The sequence below is a fragment of the Collinsella sp. AM44-11 genome, from assembly GCF_003467145.1.
Lineage (GTDB): Bacteria > Actinomycetota > Coriobacteriia > Coriobacteriales > Coriobacteriaceae > Collinsella.
This window is the reverse complement of record NZ_QSFE01000001.1, coordinates 147840-168069: the sequence shown is the minus strand read 5'-3', so window position 1 is coordinate 168069 and position 20230 is coordinate 147840. Positions and strand designations below refer to the sequence as shown.

Annotated in this window: 22 protein-coding genes and 1 tRNA gene; 6 read left to right on the top strand and 17 right to left on the bottom strand. The window is 65.3% G+C overall.

Annotation, left to right across the window (positions count from 1 at the left end; all coding sequences use genetic code 11):
• Nucleotides 1-94: 94 nt before the first annotated feature.
• Genes DW943_RS00810 through DW943_RS00785 form a run of 6 tightly spaced genes read left to right on the top strand, consistent with a single transcriptional unit; the run spans nucleotide 95 to nucleotide 4711 of the window.
• Complete coding sequence (locus DW943_RS00810; RefSeq protein ID WP_055250122.1) at nucleotides 95-823, top strand: lantibiotic protection ABC transporter ATP-binding protein; 729 nt, start codon at nucleotides 95-97, stop codon at nucleotides 821-823.
• On the top strand, nucleotides 820-1590 hold the full coding sequence (locus DW943_RS00805) for a hypothetical protein (RefSeq protein ID WP_117861914.1): 771 nt from the start codon (nucleotides 820-822) through the stop codon (nucleotides 1588-1590). Before DW943_RS00810 ends, DW943_RS00805 begins: the two co-directional genes overlap by 4 nt.
• A complete protein-coding gene (locus tag DW943_RS00800; RefSeq protein ID WP_117861913.1) occupies nucleotides 1590-2405 on the top strand; it encodes a lantibiotic ABC transporter permease in 816 nt (271 codons plus the stop codon). Before DW943_RS00805 ends, DW943_RS00800 begins: the two co-directional genes overlap by 1 nt.
• A gap of 16 nt (nucleotides 2406-2421) precedes the next feature.
• The gene (locus DW943_RS10410) at nucleotides 2422-2580 is read left to right on the top strand and encodes a hypothetical protein (RefSeq protein ID WP_158566041.1); all 159 of its coding nucleotides are present in this window, start codon (nucleotides 2422-2424) and stop codon (nucleotides 2578-2580) included.
• Between the two features lie 44 nt (nucleotides 2581-2624).
• Nucleotides 2625-3287 carry a response regulator transcription factor gene (locus tag DW943_RS00790; RefSeq protein ID WP_117861911.1) on the top strand — a complete coding sequence of 221 codons (663 nt, stop codon included), beginning with the start codon at nucleotides 2625-2627 and terminating at the stop codon, nucleotides 3285-3287.
• A complete protein-coding gene (locus DW943_RS00785; RefSeq protein WP_158566039.1) occupies nucleotides 3275-4711 on the top strand; it encodes a sensor histidine kinase KdpD in 1437 nt (478 codons plus the stop codon). Before DW943_RS00790 ends, DW943_RS00785 begins: the two co-directional genes overlap by 13 nt.
• A 606-nt stretch (nucleotides 4712-5317) precedes the next feature.
• Here the strand turns inward: DW943_RS00785 and DW943_RS00780 are convergent.
• From DW943_RS00780 to DW943_RS00700, 17 genes are all read right to left on the bottom strand, one after another.
• Nucleotides 5318-5394 (bottom strand) — tRNA-Pro (locus tag DW943_RS00780).
• An 80-nt stretch (nucleotides 5395-5474) separates the two neighbouring features.
• Nucleotides 5475-6689 carry a bifunctional phosphopantothenoylcysteine decarboxylase/phosphopantothenate--cysteine ligase CoaBC gene (gene coaBC, locus DW943_RS00775; RefSeq protein WP_233543545.1) on the bottom strand — a complete coding sequence of 405 codons (1215 nt, stop codon included), beginning with the start codon at nucleotides 6687-6689 and terminating at the stop codon, nucleotides 5475-5477.
• A gap of 2 nt (nucleotides 6690-6691) precedes the next feature.
• Nucleotides 6692-7411, bottom strand: a complete 720-nt coding sequence (locus tag DW943_RS00770) for a zinc ribbon domain-containing protein (RefSeq protein ID WP_117861909.1) — start codon at nucleotides 7409-7411, stop codon at nucleotides 6692-6694.
• Nucleotides 7408-8217, bottom strand: coding sequence for a Nif3-like dinuclear metal center hexameric protein (locus DW943_RS00765; RefSeq protein ID WP_117861908.1), 810 nt, complete (start codon nucleotides 8215-8217; stop codon nucleotides 7408-7410). The genes DW943_RS00770 and DW943_RS00765 overlap by 4 nt, the downstream gene beginning before the upstream one ends.
• Nucleotides 8214-9392: a cysteine desulfurase family protein gene (locus DW943_RS00760; protein WP_117861907.1), complete on the bottom strand. Its 1179-nt coding sequence runs from the start codon at nucleotides 9390-9392 to the stop codon at nucleotides 8214-8216. Before DW943_RS00760 ends, DW943_RS00765 begins: the two co-directional genes overlap by 4 nt.
• A gap of 6 nt (nucleotides 9393-9398) precedes the next feature.
• On the bottom strand, nucleotides 9399-10070 hold the full coding sequence (gene rpe / locus DW943_RS00755) for a ribulose-phosphate 3-epimerase (protein ID WP_117861906.1): 672 nt from the start codon (nucleotides 10068-10070) through the stop codon (nucleotides 9399-9401).
• 18 nt (nucleotides 10071-10088) lie between these two features.
• A complete protein-coding gene (locus DW943_RS00750; RefSeq protein ID WP_117861905.1) occupies nucleotides 10089-11096 on the bottom strand; it encodes an NAD(P)H-dependent glycerol-3-phosphate dehydrogenase in 1008 nt (335 codons plus the stop codon).
• Between the two features lie 9 nt (nucleotides 11097-11105).
• Complete coding sequence (plsY, locus tag DW943_RS00745; RefSeq protein ID WP_117861904.1) at nucleotides 11106-11789, bottom strand: glycerol-3-phosphate 1-O-acyltransferase PlsY; 684 nt, start codon at nucleotides 11787-11789, stop codon at nucleotides 11106-11108.
• Nucleotides 11782-13116, bottom strand: a complete 1335-nt coding sequence (gene der, locus DW943_RS00740) for a ribosome biogenesis GTPase Der (RefSeq protein ID WP_117654759.1) — start codon at nucleotides 13114-13116, stop codon at nucleotides 11782-11784. The genes plsY and der overlap by 8 nt, the downstream gene beginning before the upstream one ends.
• A 10-nt stretch (nucleotides 13117-13126) precedes the next feature.
• Nucleotides 13127-14569: a DUF512 domain-containing protein gene (locus DW943_RS00735; protein WP_117861903.1), complete on the bottom strand. Its 1443-nt coding sequence runs from the start codon at nucleotides 14567-14569 to the stop codon at nucleotides 13127-13129.
• Nucleotides 14570-14571: 2 nt separating this feature from the next.
• Nucleotides 14572-15471 carry a 4-hydroxy-3-methylbut-2-enyl diphosphate reductase gene (locus DW943_RS00730; RefSeq protein ID WP_117757988.1) on the bottom strand — a complete coding sequence of 300 codons (900 nt, stop codon included), beginning with the start codon at nucleotides 15469-15471 and terminating at the stop codon, nucleotides 14572-14574.
• Nucleotides 15472-15473: 2 nt separating this feature from the next.
• Nucleotides 15474-16202: a lysophospholipid acyltransferase family protein gene (locus DW943_RS00725; protein WP_117806927.1), complete on the bottom strand. Its 729-nt coding sequence runs from the start codon at nucleotides 16200-16202 to the stop codon at nucleotides 15474-15476.
• A 3-nt stretch (nucleotides 16203-16205) separates the two neighbouring features.
• Nucleotides 16206-16892, bottom strand: a complete 687-nt coding sequence (gene cmk / locus DW943_RS00720; protein WP_117636034.1) for a (d)CMP kinase — start codon at nucleotides 16890-16892, stop codon at nucleotides 16206-16208.
• A gap of 65 nt (nucleotides 16893-16957) precedes the next feature.
• Nucleotides 16958-17887, bottom strand: a complete 930-nt coding sequence (locus DW943_RS00715) for a pseudouridine synthase (protein ID WP_117861902.1) — start codon at nucleotides 17885-17887, stop codon at nucleotides 16958-16960.
• Nucleotides 17888-17909: 22 nt separating this feature from the next.
• On the bottom strand, nucleotides 17910-18638 hold the full coding sequence (gene scpB, locus DW943_RS00710) for an SMC-Scp complex subunit ScpB (protein ID WP_117861901.1): 729 nt from the start codon (nucleotides 18636-18638) through the stop codon (nucleotides 17910-17912).
• A gap of 11 nt (nucleotides 18639-18649) precedes the next feature.
• Complete coding sequence (locus DW943_RS00705; protein WP_117861900.1) at nucleotides 18650-19462, bottom strand: ScpA family protein; 813 nt, start codon at nucleotides 19460-19462, stop codon at nucleotides 18650-18652.
• A gap of 84 nt (nucleotides 19463-19546) precedes the next feature.
• Nucleotides 19547-20230 carry a site-2 protease family protein gene (locus DW943_RS00700; protein ID WP_117861899.1) on the bottom strand — a complete coding sequence of 228 codons (684 nt, stop codon included), beginning with the start codon at nucleotides 20228-20230 and terminating at the stop codon, nucleotides 19547-19549.

Below are 20230 nucleotides of genomic sequence, written 5' to 3'. Positions count from 1 at the left end.
AGAAACGCGCCCCACCATGGATGGTGAACCCGAAAGGTAAGGCGCGCGGGCACGGTGACTCGGCCCGCGCTCCCGGAAGAGAAAGGATAAACCCATGGGTTACATGCTCGAGACGCGCGGGCTCACCAAGCGCTTCGGCCGCGGCGACCAGGCGCAGGACGCCGTGGCCGACGTGAGCCTTCATATCCGCGAGGGCGAGGTGTACGGGCTGCTCGGCCCCAACGGCGCCGGCAAGTCGACAACGCTCAAGATGATCTGCGGGATGCTGCGGCCGACGGCCGGGGAGATCCTCTTTGCCGGGCACGCCTGGCGCCGCGAGGACCTCTACGCAATCGGCAGCCTCATCGAGGAGGCGCCGCTCTACCCCAACCTCACCGCGCGCGAGAACCTGCGCGTGCGCACCACGCTGCTGGGCCTTCCCGAGAGCCGCATAGATGAGGTGCTCGCCGCCGTGGACCTCGCGGACACCGGGAAGAAGCGCGCCGGGCGCTTCTCGATGGGCATGCGGCAGCGCCTGGGGCTCGCGCTGGCGCTGATAGCCCGGCCACGCCTGCTCGTGCTCGACGAGCCCACCAACGGCCTCGACCCCATCGGCATCGAGGAGCTGCGCGACCAGATCCGCGGCTTCGCGGCGGCGGGTACGACGGTGATCGTCTCGAGCCACATCCTCTCCGAGGTGCAGCAGATGGCGGACACCATCGGCATCATCTGCGGGGGGCGCCTCGCCTACGAGGATGCGCTTCGGCCCGGGCAGGACCTCGAGGAACTCTTCATGAGCTTCTGTCGGGAAGGGCGACGAGCGCGCGGGGAGGTGGCGGCATGACGGGTGAGAAAGGCGGCCTGCTCGCGGCCCTGCGCGCCGAGGCCCTGAAGTCGCGCCACGCGGCACCGGTTCGCCTGGCCGTGCTCATGGCGCTGCCGATGCCGCTGCTCGGCGCGATGCCCTACCGGGGCGTGCAGATCTTCAGCGCGTGGAACTACTGGTACGCGCTCTTCCTGCCCGTGTCTCTTTCGCTCGTGGTGGCGTGCGTCGCGCGGGCGGACGCTCGCACGCGGATGCGGGGGCTTTTGGGCCTGGGCTTCCCGCTCGGGCGCGCCTGGTGGGCCAAGGCGCTCTGGTGCCTCGCGCTCTGCACGCTCTCGAACCTCGTGGTCTTCGGCATCTACCTCGCGGGATCGGCGTTCTCCTCGCAGGGCCTCACGGCCGCGGGCACGCTCACGATGCTCCTCTGCGCGCTCGTCAACACGGTGACTGCGGCGTGGATGATCCCCGCAGGGCTCTTCCTCACGGCGCGGCTCGGCATGCTCGCGGGCATCTTCTGCCCGCTCGCCGCGCAGCTCGTGGGTGGGTTCGCCTGGTCGCTGATGCCGCTGCCGCAGCTCTTTCCGCCGTCGGCGAGCATGGTCATCCCCACGAGCTTCATCCCCGTGCTGCCGAGCGGCGAGCCGCTCGCGGCGGACATGGCGCTCGGCGGGGCGCTCGCGTCAGACGGCATGCTCACGCTAGCGGGCCTTGCGGTCTGCGCGCTCGCGTTCGCCGTGCTCACGGCGGCGGGCGCGGCCTGGTTCGCGCGCTCCGAGGAGAGGTGATGGCCGTGACACGACTCTCCGACCCGACGCCACGCATGACTCTCTCGCGGGCCCTGCTCTCCGAAGCCCTGCGCCTGGCGCGCTCCCCGCTCGCGGCGGTGCACCTCGTCTGCGGCCTGGCAGCCGGTCTTGCCTGCGGCGAGTACTTCTCCGTAACCCGATGGGACCCGGCGCTGGGCGCGGACGCCTACGCCCAGTTCCTCGGCGCCCTCATGCCGCTCATGTCCGCCATCGTCTGCGGGCTCGCCGTGGACGAGGAGCGCGCTGCCGGGCGCCTCGCCAACCTCACGGCGGTCCCCTCGCGCGGGCGCGCCGTTGCGGCGAAGCTACTCGCCCTTGCGGCGCTCGGCGCGGGCGCGCTGGCCGTGGCGCTCGGCGTGTTCGGGGCCGTGCTCGCCGTCGCCGGGCGCCTGCCGCTCGGGCCCGCTCCGCTTGCGGCCGCCTGGGCGGGCATCGTGCTGGGCGGCCTGCCCCTCTACGCGCTGGGGCTTGGCGTGGCCCTGCGCCTCGGCCGCAACGCCGCCATCGGCGCCGGCGCGGCGGGGGTGCTCCTCGCGTTCTTCTCAGTGGGCGGACTTGCGCACGGTCTCATGACCGGCGAGCTCACCGGTGCCCTGGCGACGCCCCTGAGCTGGGTGCCGCTCGCCTGGCCCGCGCGCCTGGGGTCGCTCGGGGTGGAGGCCTTCATCGACGCCGTACGCGCGGCGGGCCCACTCCTCACGACTGCGCTCGCTGGCCTCGTGCTCACCCTTGCAGCCGACGCCGTTCTTCTTGCCTGGTTCTGCCGCTTCGAGGATGGGAGGGCAGATGCGTAGGAGGCCGCTCGCCGCCATGCTCGCCCTCCTCTCCGCAGCGCTCCTTCTGGGCGGGAATGCCCTGCTCGACGCCGGCTGGGGGTCGGCGCTGCGCTCGATCGCCGACCGCGTGCTGCCCAACCCTGAGATCGTCATGTTGACGCCCGCGGCTGCGCGCAGGGCTCTGGACCGCTGAGCGCGGCGCTAGTACAATTCCGACGAGAGTTTCAGGAGGTCAACATGGCGAGGATACTGGCAGTGGATGATGAACGGGCGATCCTCGACGCGCTCGCGCGCGTCCTCGGCCGCGACGGCCATGAGGTCGTCAGGGCGGCGGACCCGACGGCGGTCCCGGGGATGGACCTCTCGCGCTTCGACCTCGTGCTCTGCGACGTCATGATGCCGGGGCTCGACGGCTTCGAGCTCGTGCGGCAGATCCGTCCGGACTTCGACGGGCCCATCGTCTTCCTGACCGCTCGCGTGGCCGAGGAGGATGCCGTGGCCGCCTACGGCCTGGGCGCCGACGACTACGTCCGCAAGCCCTTCGGGGCCGCGGAGCTGCGCGCCAAGGTCGCGGCCCATCTACGCCGTGAGCGCCGGCCGCGCTCGCACGCCCTCTCCTTCGGGGAGGTGCGGATCGACCTCGGGGCGCGCGACCTCGCCGTGGGTGGCGAGACCGTGCCGCTCACGCCCACCGAGTACGCCATCTGCGAGTACCTCGCGCGCCACCCCGGGCAGGTCATGAGCCGCGCGCAGATACGCGAGGCGGTGCTCGGCTGGGAGAGCGACGCCGACGACGCGGCCATATCCATGCAGGTCAGTCGCGCCCGGAGGAAACTCTCCGATGCCGGCGCCGATCCGATCGCGACCGTCTGGGGGATGGGGTACAAGTGGCAGCTCTGAAGATCGGGGCGCGAGGTCGCGGGGGCATGCCGCTCTCCTTCGTCATCGCGCGCTACTTCGCCTACGCGTTCGCGGCGGTCGCCACGGCGTGGCTCGCCTCGTTCATGGTGCTCTCCGTGGCGATCAACGCGGGCTTCGTCTACGAGGCAAGCTGGGGGCCGGCCAATGCGCGCGAGGTCGCGGAGGGCCTGGCACGCGACGGCGTCTGCGGGCAGCAGGACGTGCCGACGGCCTACCGCTACCTCATCCTGAACAAGGACGGATACGTGCTGATGACAGACCTCGAGGGCACGCGGCTCGAGGATGCGACGGAAATGGCCAGTACGGCACTCGCCGCGGATCCGGGCACAGTGGAGATCGAGGGCGGGGGCTCGGGCCTCACCTACGCTGCGTTCCCGCTCAAGGGCGGCGGGGCCTGCGCACTCGTCAGCGAGTACCTGCCGCAGTGGGTCTCGCGCGATCTCGCCAGCCTGCTTCCCAACCCGCAGAACCTCATGCTCGTCGGCGCCGCTGTGGGAAGCGCGCTCGCGCTCGCGCTCGTGGCGCGCCGTGCGAGCCGCGTGATCTCGCGCAAGATGGCGCCGCTCGCGGAGGCGGCGGGGCGCGTCGGCGCGGGGGAGCTCGACTTCGCGGTCGGCAGCACCAACGTGCGCGAGGTGAACGACGTCCTCGCCGCGATGGACGCCATGCGGGCCTCCCTCGCCGAGTCGCTCGAGGCCCGCTGGGCTGCGGAGCGGGGGCAGCGCGAGCAGATGGCGTCGCTCGCCCACGACCTCAAGACGCCGCTCACCGTGCTGCGCGCCAACGCCGACTTCGTGGCGGAGGAGCTGGAAGACGAGAATGACAGCGACCTCTCGGCCGCCGCGCGCGACATAGCCGGCGGTGTCGAAAGGCTCGACGGCTACGTGCGCCTGCTCATCGAGGCCTCGCGCGGGTCCGGCGGGGCGGAGAGGGCCCCCATGCGGCCGGCCGAGCTCTGCGAGCAGGTCCTCGCCGAGGCCGCCCAGATCGCCCGGGCGCGAGGCGTGACGCTCGACGCGGCCACGGGCCCCGCTGTCGCGGGCGCGCCCGAGGCCCCGCTCGACCGAACCGCCCTGGCGCGAGCCGCCGCGAACCTCGTGGCCAACGCCGCCGAGCACGCGCGCTCGCGCGTGGCGGTCTCCTGCGACGTCGCGGGCGGACACCTCGTCATCGAGGTGGCCGACGACGGACCGGGCTTCTCTCCCGCCGCCCTCGAACGCGGCTGCGAGCGCCTCTTCACAGACGACTCGTCCCGCTCCTCGCGCGACGGAGGCCGCCACTACGGGCTCGGCCTCCATGTCGCCTCCGAGGCCGCGAGCGCCCACGGGGGCTCCGTCTCGCTCGCCAACAGCCCCTCGGGCGGCGCGGTGGTCACCATCGCGGTCCCCCTGTGCGGGATCTGACGACTTCCTCGATGTCTACCTCGACTGCGATATGTCGCTCGCCGAGGCCGCGACGAGATGGTGTTGCGTCTGCCCCGCTTGGTGCTTCTAGCTCAAATTTGATCTGATGTAAGGCTCGTGCAATCCTGCATGGGCCGTTCTTTTGGCAATTGCTCGACCGATTCGTGGCTTGAAACACAAATTATCGAGTTAAGGAGACATGGGGTCACACAGCGGCTCTCAGAGCGCCCGCCGCACTCCCCCGCCATTACCCTGCGGCGTCCTCGTATAGAGCCCATCCTGCTTGGCGTTTCGTTGCAACAGCCCACTTGTCCACCGATCAAGTGAACTACTGGAATAAATACAGCGACACGCTTGTCCGTTATAGTCGCTATATCTGTGTTAATCGCCGCGATAAATACAGCCTGTACTCGGCTGCATACCAGCTACGCGTATGTAGATTCATATCGCGTTAATAAATCGGCTCAAGCGTGTGCAAAACGCGCAAGTAGCCGCAAAAGGCGATTATCGCGCAGGTAGATTTTTGGCACCCTGTTGCTTAAACAAAATTAAGCAATTGCTTAAAACAAAAAAGGTCAGGCACAAGGTGCCTGACCTGCAAACTTCTGGTCGGGACGACTGGATTCGAACCAGCGACCCCTTGACCCCCAGTCAAGTGCGCTACCAAGCTGCGCCACGTCCCGAAGCTTTTGTTTGTTGCTCTGCTCTCGCTCGCAACAGGGAGTATATTAACCCGAAACTTTAGACTTGTGCAAGAACTTTTTTACAAATTTTGAAGCAAGTCCAAAATTGTATCTGCGAGCTGGGGTTTTGTTAGAACGGGAAGTTCTTGCGTACCCGTTGTGCTCACAATCCAGGCCTTGTTGGTATCGGTTCCAAAGCCCGAATCGGCGCGTGAGACATCGTTGGCGATAATTACATCGCAGCCCTTGCGGGTCAATTTGCGCTCGGCGTACTCGACAACGTTATCGGTCTCGGCCGCAAATCCGATCACGCATCGCTCGCCCTTTTGGCGCGAGAGCTCGGCCAAGATATCGACCGTCTCGACGAGCTCGATGCGATCCAAGCGTTCGTTAGACTTTTTGAGCTTATGGTCCGCAGGGGTGGCGGGGGTATAGTCGGCGACGGCGGCCGCACAAATTGCCGCCTCGGCCGTCTGGAAGGCGCTCAGCGCAGCCTGGAGCATTTCTGCGGCGGTCTGTACGCGCACGCACTCCACACCGCGGGGAACGTCGAGCGATGTCGGGCCCAGCACGAGCGTGACCGCAGCACCGCGGCGAGCAGCCTCCCCCGCCAGGGCGATGCCCATCTTGCCCGAAGAACGGTTGCCAATGAAGCGCACGGGGTCAATCGGCTCGTGCGTAGGACCGGCGGTGATCACGATGCGCTTGCCCGCCAGGTCTTGCGGCACGGGATTGAGCACCCTGCAGACAGCCTCGACGATGTCCTCGGGCTCGCTCATGCGTCCCGTGTCCACGTCGCCGCATGCAAGGTAGCCGCTGCCGGGTCCCACCACATGGACACCGTGCTCGCGCAGCGTGGCCATGTTGGCCTGCGTCGCCGGCGCCTTCCACATGCCGTTGTTCATAGCAGGTGCGATCACGATCGGTCGCGGCGTGGCAAGCAGTGTGGTAGAAATAAGGTCATCGGCGATGCCATTGGCCATCTTGGCGATGATATTGGCCGTCGCGGGCGCCACGACCACCAGATCGGGCTCCTGCGCCAGCGAAATGTGGTGGATGGGGTCGGAGGGATCGTCGAATAGGCCCACGGCAACTGGCTCGTTGGTGAGCGCACGGAAGGTGAGCGGGCCCACAAACTCGGTGGCATGCTCGCTCATAACGGCCTTGACGCGCGCGCCGCGCTTTTGCAGCAGGCGCACGATATTGCACGACTTATAGGCGGCGATCCCGCCGGTAATGCCCAGCAGGATCGTTTTTCCCTCAAGTTGCATTGAATTGTTGGATGTCGCCGTCATCGCTAGGCTTCCTTGCTAGGGAGCACGAGCAGGCGGTGGCAGTACGGGCAGTGCGTAATCTCACTGCCGTCGTGGTTGAGGTCGCTCATGGACGATGCCTGCAGCGCGGTGTGACAGACCGTGGGGATGTTGCCCTTGATGGTCTCGACGGCCAGGCCGCGGAACTGCTTGAGCAGGCGCTCGTAGTCGCTGAGCACGTCGGTGGGCAGCGTAGCGGCCAGCGCGGTGCGCTCCTTGGTGGCGGCTTCGATCTGAGCCTGCAGGTCGGCAGCCTTGGCGCGGGCGGCCTTGGTATCGGCCTTCACGCCCTCTTCGAACTTGGCGATGATTGCCTGCGCGCGGGTCTCGCGGTCGAGCGCCTCTTTGTGGGCGACAACGACGTCCTTGCGGGTGTGCTCAATCTTGTCCAGACGCTTGGCCAGGGTGGCGAGCTCGTTCTCCAGGTCCTGAACCTCGCGATAGTCAGAGCCGTCGACGTGGCGCTTCTTGGCGGCCTCGATGGCGTTGTTGGTCTGAATCTCGGTGGTGTTGAGATCGTCGAGCTCAATGTCCAGGTCCTTGCGTTGGGCGTAGAGCTTGGTCATCTCGGACTTGAGCTTTACATAGGTCTTGCGCTTGGAAGCGAGCTCCTTGAGCTCCGGCATATTGGCAAGTTCGCTCTTGTTGCGGGCGAGCTCCAAATCGATCTGTTGCAGCTTGAGTAGCGTAGCGCCGGCGCTCATAAGTTCTCTCCTTTTGTCACAGTCCACCATTGGCAAGGGTTCAGTATTTTAATCGCATGACGGGGGTCGGCCCCGGCGTCAACTGCAGAGTTCATCAATATATCAACGAACGGCTCCTCGGAGCGGTCGTGGCCGAGCAAGATCACCGGCAGCCCGCGCAAGGCAAGGTCTTGCGCCACGTGGTAGCCCGCCTCGCCCGTCACGATGACATCCGCACCGGCGGCGATGGCAAGCTCGCCAAAGTCACCCAGCGAACCGCCCAAAATTGCGATGGTGCGGCACGGGTGATCGGCCTCGCCCCACACGCGCGGGTCGCTGCCAAACGCCGCTGCGGCGCGTGCGGCAAGGTCGCGCAGGCTGCAGGGGTCGTGGAGGGTCGCGAGTGCGCCCAGTCCGCAGGCCTCGGGGTCGTCCACGTGCTCCAACGAGCTTGCGGGCGCGGCGTCCAAAAGCCTACTTAGGCAGATACGTGCCTCGTGCGAGCGGTCCAGGTTGGTGTGGAGCGAGATAATGCTCACGCCGCAACGGGCTGCCTCGTAGAGCGCCGCGCTGCATTGGGGGCGCGTCGCGCCGGGCGGGCAAAACGCCTCGGGCGCCTTGATATAGATGGGATGATGCGTTAGCAGCACGTTGGCACCGGCATCTTGTGCACGGCGAACATTAGCTTCGGTCGCATCGAGCGCGCAGGCCACGCCGGTAATCTCGGCGGCAGGGTCGCCCACGGAGAGCCCTACATGATCCCAGCCCTCGGCGTCCGTCTTGGGATAGCGTGCCAGTAGGGCGCGCTCGAGCTCGGCGACGATCATACGGCACCTACGATCGAGAGCAGCGTCTGGGCAAAGTCGTCCAGATCGCCTGGATTCACGCGATCATCGAAGGAGATGCGCAAGGCACCCAGCGCCTGTTCGCGGCCGATGCCCATCGCGCTGAGCACGTGGCTCGGGTCCATGCTGCCACTCGAGCAAGCCGAGCCTGCCGACACCTCAAAGCCGGCGGCGTCGAGCTTGATGATGAGTTCCTCGGAGTCCATGCCGTCAATGTAGATCGATACCATGCCGGGAAGACGGTCGGCTTGCGCGTAGTCACCCATGGTGGCGTGAATGCGCTGGTGGGCCGTAAGCGTGGCGTAGAGCTTGTCGGAAAGGGTTTGCAGCTTCGCGCGCTCCTGAGCCACATGGGGCGTCAGAGACGAGGCGGCAGCGGCAAAGGCGAGCTGCGTGCGCAGGTCTTGCGTGCCGGCACGACGACCGGCCTCCTGTCCGCCGCCAAAGATGCGCGGACGCAGCGGCGTGCGGCTCTTAAGGTAGAGCGCACCGGACGCCACGGGACCGCCAATCTTGTGTGCGGCAACGGACATGGCGTCGACGCCCAGCTCGGTGACATCGAGCGGAATATGCAAGTAGCCCTGGATGGCATCGGTATGAAACAAGGCGCCGGCAGCATGTGCGGCGGCGGCCAGCTCGCGGATGGGCTGCACCACGCCGGTCTCGTTGTTGGCGACCATAATGCTCACGAGCGCCACGTCGTCGCTGAGCAGCTCGACAAGCGCGGCAGGCTCAATGTAGCCCGCGCGGCAGGGCTGCACCAGGTCGACGGTAAAGCCGGCGGCACGCAGCAGCGGCAGGTTGTCCAGAATCGAATCGTGCTCGATGGACGAAACGATGACACGATCGCGCTTGCGATCGCGCTGGCGAGCGCCCTCGGCAAGACCGAGCAGTGCCAGCTGGTTGGCCTCGGTGCCGCCGTTGGTCAGGATGATCTCGGACGGGCGAACGCGCGCGCCAAAGCTGCGGGCAATCTCGCGACGGGCGACTTCCAGCCGTGCGGCGGCCTTGCGGCCAAGCGAGTGCAGCGAGTTGGGGTTGACGCCGGCAAGCTCACTGTCGTCATATTCGCGCTGCGCAAGGCGCGCCTCGGCGCGCATGGGCGTCGAGGCGGCATAGTCAAGATTCACGGGTATGCGGTTTTGACCTGCGGTCATAAGGGTTTACGCCTCCTGTGCGGCCTCGTTGCCCAATTTCTGCAGTAGCGCAACCTCGGCGGCGGGATCTTCGGACTTAAATACGGCGGAGCCGGCTACGAGCACGTTGGCGCCAGCCTTGACAACCTCAGCGATGTTCTTGGAAGAAATACCGCCGTCGACCTCGATGAGGGGTGAAACGCCGTGACGCTCGCACATGGCCTTGAGCTCGTGCAGTTTGGCAATGGTACCGGGAATAAAGCTCTGGCCGCCAAAGCCGGGATTCACGCTCATGAGCAGCACCATATCGACGACATCGATGATGCTCTCGAGCACGCACACGGGGGTGGCGGGGTTGAGCACCACGCCGGCCTTGACGCCGCGCTGCTGCAGATGCGTGAGCGTGCGGTGCAGGTGTGTGGAAGCCTCGTAGTGCACGGTGATCATGTCGGCACCGGCATCGGCGTACCAATCAACCGTCTCGTCGGGGTTCGACACCATCAGGTGCGCGTCGACCGGTACATCGGTGGAGCGCTTGATGGCCTTGAGGATATCGACGCCAAAGGTCAGGTTGCCGGTAAAGTGACCGTCCATGACGTCGAAGTGCACGTAGTCGGCACCGGCGATCTTGTCGAGTTCGCCCTTGAGGTTGGCCATGTCGGCCGAAAGGACAGACGGAGCGATTTTGATGGAACCCATGGTAGAAGCCTTTCTGCGCTAGTCGGTGAGTCCGTAGAACTCTTGAGAAGGGACGCGATCGGTAAGAATCTCGAGCGCCCTATCCAAAGTAACACCGTTGTAGAGCGTTTGCTCCACAGCAAAGGTGAGCGGAATGTCTACACCCAGTGAACGGGCAAGCTCACTGACGCTGCGGGCCGCGACGGCGCCCTCGACCACCATATGCGTACGTGCCTGGTACTCGTCGAGCGAGACGCCGTGGGCAAACTCGTAGCCAAAGGTGCGGTTGCGCGAATGCTCGGAGGTGCAGGTGGCAATGAGGTCGCCCATGCCGGCAAGCCCCATGCAGGTCATAGCCTGGCCGCCGCGGGCGTGCACCAGTCGGCTGATCTCGGCCAGGCCGCGCGTCATGATGAGGGCGAGCGTGTTGTCGCCCGCACCGCTACCGGCGGAGATGCCGCACACGATGGCGATGACGTTTTTCATAGCGCCGCAAACCTCGACGCCGGTCATGTCCTGCGACAGGTAGATGCGGAAGGCCGTGGATAGGAGCAGGTCCTTAAAGGTCTCCCCTACCTGCGGATCTTTGCTGGCGATGACGGCGGCAGAAAGCCCGCCGCGGCAGATCTCCTCGGCATGGTTTGGGCCCGAGAGCGCCGCGACACGCGACTCGTTGCCGATCTCACTGGCGATGACCTCGCTCATAAGCAGGCCGGATTCGGGCTCAATACCTTTGGTGAGGCAGAGCACCGGGGTATCGGCGGCGATGAAGGGTGCTGCCTGATGGCATACGCTGCGCAGGTGCGTGGAGGGCACGGCAAAGATGATGGCCTCGGCACCGTCGAGCGCCTGTGACAGGTCCGTGGCGGCGACAACGTTGCCGGGCAGCTCGTAGTCCACCAGATACCGGGGATTGCGGTGCTCGGCATTGATGCCGACGGCCGTCTGCTCGCTGTGGGCCCACATGGTCACGCGCTCGGCTCGCGCGGCGGCAAGACCGGCGACGGCGGTTCCCCAGGAGCCGGAGCCAATCAGCGCAACATTCATGACTCTCTCCTACTTATCGTCGGGCTCGGTGACGCGCTTGGTAAACGAGAGCTTGGACTCCTTACCCGTCATGAGCTTTTGGATATTCGCGCGATGGGCCCACACCACGGTGATGCCGATCATCGCCATGCAGAACTTGAGGTCCAGGCTGCTGTACGGAAAGACCGCGCAAGCAGCGATAGGAAGTCCGATGGCTGCGGCAAGCGAACCCACCGACACATACTTGGTGATGGCAACGGCTACGATAAACATGCCCAGCAGCGACAGGCCAATGGGCCAGTACCAGGCAAGGATCACGCCCAGACCAACGGCGATACCCTTGCCGCCGTGGAAGTTGAGATAGGGCGAGAAGATATGGCCCCACACGGCTGCCAGGCAAATGACACCGAGCATCCAGTCGCCGGGGGCTCCGGGCGCCATGATGCTTACGGGGAAGCCATAGCCCACGCCCGCGATGAGCGGACGGGCGATAAGGACGCAGATGGCGCCCTTAAGGCAGTCGAGCAGCAGCGTGAGCGCGGCCACCTTGGGGCCGGCCACGCGCAGCGCGTTGGTGGTGCCGATGTTGCCGGAACCCGCCTTGCGAATGTCCGTGTGGTTGAACACGCGGCCCAGGATCAGGCCAAACGGAATCGCCCCGATAAAGAACGAGACCACGGCGCAGATGGCGGTCAGCAGAATCGGATTATGCATCCTTTTGTTCCTTCTTCCTAAAGAAGAGTCGAATGGGCGTGCCGGCAAAATCGAAAGTCGAGCGCATGCGGTTCTCCACGTAGCGCTGGTAGGTGTCGTTGACCAGGTCGCTGTGGTTGACGAAGAACGTGAACGTCGGCGGGTTGATGCCCGTCTGAGTCACGTAGTGCATGCGCAGGCGGCGCTTGCCGTCCACCACGGTGTGGCCGAACTCGCGCAGGTCGGTGAGGAAGGTGTTGAGGCGCGAGGTGGTGATCTTTTGCGAGCGCGTCTTCTCGGCGGCGTCGACCATCGCCCAGATCTTCTCGACGCTGCGGCCGGTCAGGGCAGAGATGCGCAGGTACTGGGCCCAGGGAGCCATAACGCCCAGACGGCGGTCGACGGTCTCCATGCAGGCCTCGCGCTTGCGGTCGTCGTCGAGCAGGTCCCACTTGTTGAGCAGCACCACGATGGCGCAGCCGCGCTCGATGGCCAAGCCCATGACCTTCTGGTCCTGCTCGGTGACGCCCACAGAGGCGTCGACGACGAGCAGTGCCACGTCGGCGCGATCGATGGCGCGCAGGCCGCGGACCATCGAGTAGTACTCGATGTTCTCGTACACGGTGCTCTTCTTGCGAATACCCGCGGTGTCAACCATGCGGTAGTGCTTGCCGTTGCGCTCCACGACGGTGTCGATGGCGTCGCGCGTGGTGCCGGCAATGTTGGACACGATAGAGCGATCGGCGCCCAGGATGCGGTTGAACAGCGACGACTTGCCGGCATTGGGGCGGCCGATGATGGCGACGTTCAGGGCGTCGGGGAACTCATCGGCGACCTCGTCCTCTTCCTCCGGAAGCAGGGCCACGATATCGTCGAGCAGGTCGCCCGTGCCGTGGCCATGCAGGGCCGAGAGGGGCGTGGGCTCACCGACGCCGAGCGAATAGAACTCCCAGATGCTGTCGTTTTCGCGATCGGGGTTGTCGAGCTTGTTCACCAGTAGAAAGACCGGCTTGTCGCAGCGCTTGAGCATGCGGGCGACCGACTCGTCCTCCTCGGTGACGCCGGTGCGGCCGTCGACCACAAACAGGATGACGGCAGCTTCCTCGGCGGCGGCGAGGGCCTGGTCGCGGATGGACGTGGCAAAGACGTCATCGCTCTTGAGCGGCTCGATGCCGCCCGTGTCGACAATGGTGAACTCGCGGCCGTTCCAATCGGCCGTGTGGTATGAGCGATCGCGCGTGACGCCGCGGGACTCATGGACGATGGCGTCCGAGGTTTGGGCCAGGCGGTTAACGAGCGTGGACTTGCCCACGTTGGGGCGTCCGACGACGGCGACGATTGGTTTCATCTGCTCTCCTTTAATGGATAGGGTCAGCGGAATTAGTAGAGTCTGCGGGCACAATGCCAAGGATATGCTCCAGGGTATCGAGCAGCTCATGCGGCATGGTCGACACCACATGAACCTCGGCGCCGCGACTGGTAAGGCTTGCGAGTAAATCGTCACGATGATACTCGTCAAGCGTCATGCCGTCAGCGTTGAACATGAGCTTAGGCACAAAGAGCATAACCCCCGACAGATCTTGGGGCAGCTGCTCCAAGATGTCACACGCGACGATGAGGCCGGTCACGTCCACGTTGCCGCCGAAGTAGCGGTTCTTGATGGCCGTAACAGTGCCGCCGAGACCATGCGGCGACTCCACAAAGCGCGCCACGGTGTCGCGCGCGCTGGCGCCGGAGAGGCACAGCAGGTGCTGGCTGCGGGCGGCGATGGCCTCGCGGACGCGGGCCAGTCGCTCGGCATCGGTAGCCAGCACGTCGTCGGTCTCGTCCAGATACGAGCGGATCATGCCGATGCCGTCGTAGTACTGCGGGTAACCGTCGTAAAAGTCTGCCTCGGGAGGATCGATGCCAGCGTCCAGATAGAACTCATCGCTCATCTGGAAGGTGTGGCGGCCAAAGCGCTCATAGGCGCGGTCCTGGTAGGGACGGATCATGGCAATGGTCTCGCGCGCTAGCTCGGGCTTGTCGCTGTAGGACCAGCTAAAACGGTTCTGATGCTTGGTAAAACCGAGCGGCACAATGCCCAGGCTTGTGATTTGCTCGTGCTCCTCGCAAAAGCGCAGGGTCTTTTCCAGCTCCTCGCCGTCGTTCATGCCGGGGCACAACACGATCTGCGCGTGAATCTCGATGCCGGCGGCCATGATGGTCTCGAGTACGTCCATGCCTCGCTGAGCGTTACGGCCCATCATACGACGGCGGACGTCGGGGCTCACAGCGTGGACCGACACGTTCATGGGACTCATGTTGCGCTGGATGACGTTTTGCACGTCCTCGTCGGTGAGGTTCGTAAGCGTGACAAAGTTGCCTTGCAAAAAGCTTAGGCGATAGTCGTCGTCGCGAACATAGAGCGTGGAGCGGCCGCCCTTGGGGAGCATGGTCATAAAGCAGAACACGCAGGCGTTGACGCAGGTACGCATGCCGTCGAAGATGGGGCCATCGAACTCCAAACCCCAATCCTCGCCGGGAAAGCGGTCGAGCTCGACGGGGGTGACGGTGCCGTCGCGCGGATCGAATACCTCGAGCTCGACGGTATCATCGTCGGCCTCCCAGAGCCACACGATCATGTCGGTAAGCTGCTCACCGTTGACCGTGAGCACGCGCATGCCCGGCTCGATACCCACATCCCACGCGGGCGATTCGGGACGCACGTTCTTGACGAGCGCGCCCTCACCCGGCTCGGGGTCGCGGCTGCGCCCGTAATCGGCCACCTCGGCGGCGTATGCGGGTACGGTCTGGTCCATGGTTAGCGGCAAAGCTCCTTGATGCGCGTGACGGCGCGTTCGATGTGTTCTTGCGGGGTGGAGGCTCCGGCGGTGATGCCGATGTGGTGAGCGTCGGCAAACCACGCGGCCTGGAGCTCGGAAGCTTCCTCGATGTGATGCGTGCGCTCGCAGGCGTCTGCGCAAATCTGCGCCAGGCGGCGGGTGTTGCCCGAGTTCTTGCCGCCCACGATGACCATGCAGTCGCAGCGGTTGGCAAGTGTGGCTGCTGCCTGTTGACGCTCACTCGTGGCGGCGCAGATGGTGTTGATCACGCGCAGCTCCTGCACGCGCGGGGTGATAGCAGCCACGACCTCGGCGAGGTTCTGCGCAGTCTGGGTGGTTTGCACGACGAGGCCTACCTTGCCCTTGAGCGACAAGGCGGTGGCGTCGGCGGCACAGCTCACGACCTGTGCATCATTGCCGGCGTGGCCCAAGATGCCCTCAACCTCGGGATGGCCCGGCTCGCCTACGACTACCACGCGGTAGCCCTCGCGTACCAGGCGCTCGGCGGCCACATGGACCTTCTTCACGTAGGGACAGGTGGCGTCGACCACGGTAAGGCCGCGCTCGCGGGCAGCATCGATCACTTGCGGCACCACGCCGTGGGCGCGGATGATCACGGTACCGGTTGCGGCGCTATCCAGGTTCTCAGCCAGGCTAACGCCTGCCTCAGCGAGCTCGCGCACCACGATAGGGTTATGGATGAGCGGACCCAAGGTATGGACCTGAGTGCACTCCCCTGCCTGCGGCGCAGCGGCCAGCGCCATATCGAGCGCACGCTGTACGCCGTAGCAAGTGCCGGCGTGGGCGGCGATCTCGATGGTAGGCGCGGTGGCTTGGTCGGACGCGGTCACGGCAGTGTTCGTCACGTTCTCGCTCATGGCTAGAACCTGCCCGGATGCTCGGCGCACAGCTCGTCTCGCATGGCGTAGACGCGGTTCATGGCCTCGGACTCAAACCAGGCCAGGCGCTCCGTACGCTTAAGCCCGGCCGGCGCGTCCGAAAGCGAGACGGCCTTGCCGGCACGAATCCAGCACTTCTTGGGACGCATGAGCTTTTTGCCCGCGGGCGTGATGTCGGACCAGCCACAGATGGCAAGTGGGTTGACGGGCGCCTTGCCCATCTGAGCGATGAGCGCAAAACCGCCATGGACCTCGGGCTTGATCTCGCGCGAGCGGATGCGCGTGCCCTCGGGGAAGATCAGGACGTCCTCGCCGCGCTGCAGCGCATGCTGGGCGGCGCGCAGGCACTTCATGTCGGCGGTGCCGCGCTCCACGGGAATGCCGCCCACGCGGCTAAAGGCCCAGCGTACGATCTTGCTCTTGGCGAACTCGGACTTAAAGATGGGGCGGATGCGGCGCCCGCCAAAGAACAGCGCCGTCTCCACGGCCAAGAGCTCGGCCATCGAGGTGTGGTTGCAGATGACCACGCTGCCGCGTCCGTCCTGGCGCTCAAACAGCAGGTCAGCGTCCTCGACCTTCCAGCGCCACATGAGCTTGGAGAAGGCCCACAGGATGGCCATGACCACGACGACGGTGCCGCGGATGAGCGCCGGGAACTCGGCATAGGGGGCGTTGTAATAATCCTCGGGCGTCTGCTTAAACAGGCGCATGGGCTACCTCCTTTGGTTGATGAGGTCCTCGATAATGCGGACGACCTCGTCGATGGTATGGGCGGTGGAGTCAACGTGCACGGCGTCCTCGGCGGGCACGAGCGGCGCGACCTCGCGGCTGCTGTCAAGCTTGTCGCGCTGCTTAAGGGCGTCGAGAGTCTCGTCGACCTCGGCCTCGAGCTGCTCGGCAGTAAGCGGCTGGGCGTCGTTTTGGTGACGCTGCAGCACGCGGCGGCGGGCGCGCTCGCGCGGGTCAGCGGTCAGGAAGACCTTTACTTGCGCGTTGGGGAATACGACGGTACCGATGTCGCGACCCTCGGCCACGATATCGCGGTCCTCGGCGGCGCGGCGCTGGTGAATGAGCATGGCGGCGCGCACGCCCGGGTAGGCCGAGACCTTGGATACGTTGGCGTCGACCTGCGGGGTACGGATGGCGGCCGAAGCGTCCTGGCCGTCAATGGTCAGGCGCGTGTCCTCGCCGGTGCCGTTGGTAAAGCGAATCTCGATCTGCTCGGCGAGGGCGTCGATGGCCGCCTCGTCGTCCAGGTCGATGCCGCGGTCGAGCGCGGCGAACGTGACGGCGCGATACATGGCGCCCGTGTCGAGCTTGTTAAAGCCCAGCTGGCGGGCGATCTCCTTGGCGATGGTGGATTTGCCGGAACCGGCGGGGCCGTCGATGGCGACGATCATGCAATGCTTCCTTTCGATGGTTGACGTGCTGGTATGGTTCGGGGCGCTGGGGCGCGGCGGGTTGCCTAGCCTGTGTAGCGCTCGCGGTAGGTGTTGCGCTTGGGTGCGGAGCCGTGGCTGCCGTGGTGACGCGTGCGGCTGGCGGGCGTATCTTGGGGCTTGCCGCCGTTGCGCTTGGCGCTCGCCTGCTTGGGCGGGATGCCGCCGGCCTTGAGGATCTGCACCTCGCGGTCGGTGAGCTCGCGCCATGAGCCCTTGGCCACGCCCTCGAGCTCAAGGCCGGCAAGGTTGCAGCGGTGCAGGCGGATCACAGGATGGTGAATCTTGCCCAGCATGCGCTTGACCTGGTTTTTACGACCCTCGCGGATTATGACCTCCACGGCGGTGGTGCCGGGTTTGACGCCCTGGGGAGCTACGGCCTCGGCCTCGCGCGCGTTGATGACGCGGCAGATCGCCGGCTGGCACAGGCCGTCGTCGAGCTCGATGCCGCTGCGGAGTGGTTCTAAGTCGCGATCGGTCAGGTGGCCGTCCACGAGCGCCTGGTAGGTCTTATAGACATGCTTGCTGGGGTGCAGCAGATCCTGCGACAGGTCGCCGTCGGTGGTAAAGAGCAAAAGGCCCGTGGTGTCGCGGTCCAGGCGGCCCACTGGAAACAGGCCCGGAAAGCGGTCGCGCGGGACCAGGTCGGCCACGCAAGGGCGCTCCTGCGGGTCGCTCATGGTGGTGAGGTAGCCGGTCGGCTTGTAGAGCATCAAGTACACGGCGCCCTGGTTGAGCTTGACGGGCATGCCGTCGACCTCGATGTGATCGTGGTCGACATCGACCTTGGTGCCCAGCTCGGTCACGACCTCGCCGTTGACGGTCACGCGGCCGGCGGTCATTAGGTCCTCCGAGCCACGGCGGCTCGCCACGCCCGCGCGCGCCAAAAAGCGCTGCAGGCGCATAGTGTGCGGATAGACGGGCTGGGCGTCGGTGGCGGGTACTGCGTTACCCATGGCGCGCGTCTCCCCTACTTCGTTAGTCCTCGTCATGCAAATCCTCCGAGGTCTCGTCGACGACCAGGGTTTCCAAGTCCTCGACTGCCTCAACATCTTCAACATCGGTATCGAGCAGTTCGCGCTCTTCGTCCAGGTCATCGGCCTGCTCCTCGAGCGTGGACTGAATGCTGCGGCCGCTCAGGCGCTCGCGGATAAACTGACGCGATTGCTCGTCGGGGGCAAACTGCTCCAGGTCGGGCAGGTCGCGGGTGGAGCGCAGACCGAACTTTTCCAAGAAGGCGTTGGTCGTGCCGTAGATGATCGCCTGACCGCGCTGGGGGTCGCGACCGAGCTCGCGCACCAGACCCTTGTCCACGAGCGATGCGATGACGCCGTCGGAATTGACGCCGCGGATGCCTTTGACCACCTCGCGCGTCACGGGCTGGTGGTATGCGATGACGGCCAGGGTTTCGAGCGCCGCCTGCGACAGCTTTTGCGTGTCCCAGCTCAACACATAGGCCTCGACCACATCGTGGTAGGCGGGATGCGTAAACAGGCGCCAGCCGCCGGCGACCTCGCGCAGCTGAAAGCCGCGGTTGGCTTCCTCGTACTCAACCTTGAGCTCGGCGAGCAGCGATGCGCATTCGCCGGGGGCGATATCTAGCGCACCTGCCAGCGCAGGCGCGCTCACCGGATCGCTCGACACCAGCAGCAGCGCCTCGAGGGCGCCTTTGAGGCTGTTTGCCTCCAGCGTGGAAAGGGTTGACATGGTTGCCGCTCCTATTCGGTGAGCTCGGGGCCATCGCCGGGCACGTATGCCTCGGCGCCCTCGACTCGGTTGATGCAGATGGTTCCGAAGATCTCGTCCTGGCTCAGCGTGAGCGAGCCGCGCTTGGCGAGCTCGAGCATGGCCAGGAAGGTAACGACGAGCTGCTCGGTGGTGGCGTCGCCGTCCAACAGCTCGCGGAAGGTGCAGGTTTGGTGCGCCATGGTAAAGCGGTCGACTGAGGCCACGGTCAGGTCGAGCGGAACGCGATGCGGCGCCACGTGCTCGGCCTCCAGTAAGAAGGTCTGGCGCTTGCCGTCCAGGTCGGCGCAGATGACGGCCAGGCCGCGCAGGGTGATGCCAGCCAGGTAGTCGGGCATGAGGCCCAAAAACTCCGGGTCGGGGCCGGCCACACGCGGATGCATACGGCTTTCGGCCTGCATCCGCGCGCCAAGGGCTGCCGCCGCGCCCTTAAACTGCTTGTAAGCAATCAGGCGCTGAATCAGGACCTCGCGCAGGGCGTCGCCGTCGAGCGTACTGAGCTCCTCGAGGTCTTCGTCGAACTCGTCATCGTCGTCATCGACTTTGCGCGGGGCCTCCTGCGGTACCAGAGAGGCGGCCTTGATGTCCAAAAGGGTTGCCGCGACCAGCAAAAAGTCGCTCGCCACGTCCAGGTCCAGCGCCTCGATGCGCTCGGCCTCGGCAAGGTACTGCTCGGCCACCTCGCTAATGGAGATGGCGCCGATATCTACTTTTTGGCGGGTTACCAGCTGCAGCAGCAGGTCGAACGGTCCGCTGTAGACCTGCGTCGACACGCGATACGACATCTTCGACCTCCTTTGACGGCGCCTTCGCGGCGCGGTTTGGGTGCATGTTACGACCGTTTTGCACGGTCGACCTGTAAGTTTACCTTAGATGCCGGCGATTGCGAAGTTGAGCAGCTGCTCAGCGAGCGGATACACGGTAACGTCGAAATAGCGGCCGATCACGTCGATGCCGGTCCACATGGGCAGCAGATACAGAACCATGATGAGGATGGGCATGGCGTATTGCTGCAGGTGGTAGTAGTTGTTGAGCGCCTTGCCTTTGAGGAAGGGCACGATGATCGACGAACCGTCGAGTGGCGGGATCGGGATGAGGTTGAAGAACGCGAGTGACAGGTTGACCACGATAAAGGTGGCGCCGAAGTTCATGATCTGTGACGCCAGGGCAAAGGACATGTTGGTATAGAGGCTGCCATATGCCGCGTGCATGAGGGCGGCAGCGAGGCACGCGAGCGAGATGTTCGATGCGGGGCCGGCTACGCTCACCAGGACCTCGTCGCGCTTGGGGTGCTTGAGGTTGTTGAGGTACACGGGCACGGGCTTGGCAAAGGCGAACACCGGTCCTCCGGCGGCGAGCATGAGCAGCGGCAGGATGATAGTGCCAAACGGGTCGATATGGTTGAGCGGGTTGAGCGAGACGCGTCCGCGCGAACGCGCCGTCTTATCGCCGAGTGCCCAGGCCGCCGCGGCGTGTGCGCTCTCGTGGATCACGATACCTATGATAACGGCGACGGCGCTGGCGAGCAGATTCATGATGTAGCTGCTGGACAT